Consider the following 555-nt stretch of genomic DNA (forward strand, 5'->3'; position numbering starts at 1 on the left):
TGTTCGTGATTGAACGAACCTGGCGCATGACCAAACAGCTCGGTTTCTGCAACGTCATCTGGCATGGATGCACAGCTCAACACAAGGAATGGTTTACTCGCACGGCTTGAACGACTATGACAGGCTTTTGCGAGCATTTCTTTGCCAGTACCTGTTTCACCTTCGATTAGTAGCGGTTGATCCAGAACAGAAAGCTTCTTAGCCTGATTAATCAATGCTTTATGGCGGTTTGATATTCCTACGAAGTGCTCAAAACCCAATGGATTATGCAGCGGTAGTCTTTCTTCGATTTGCGTGCCGTGCTGGCTTGTTCGAATCGTCATCAAAGTGCTTGCAAGCGTAGAATTCTGCGCTTCGTCTCTGATATAGACAGGCATGAGCTCTAAGATGTAATCCAACCCATCAATGACTAGGTTTTCACGAGTACGAGCGTTCACGCCTTCAGACCAACGAGAGAAACGGACGCTTGGTAATAGCGCACCAATCTGAGTGCCAATGACTTCTTGTTTATGCAGGCCGAGTAGCGACAAAGCAGACATGTTCGCCATATCGACA

1 protein-coding gene is annotated in these 555 nt (G+C 47.2%); it reads right to left on the minus strand.

Going from position 1 to position 555, the window contains the following annotated elements; translation table 11 throughout:
* A partial coding sequence (locus tag R7Q46_RS29375) for a sigma 54-interacting transcriptional regulator (RefSeq protein ID WP_318078611.1) occupies positions 1-555 on the minus strand: 555 nt, incomplete at both ends.

Source organism: Vibrio sp. 811 (assembly GCF_033339195.1).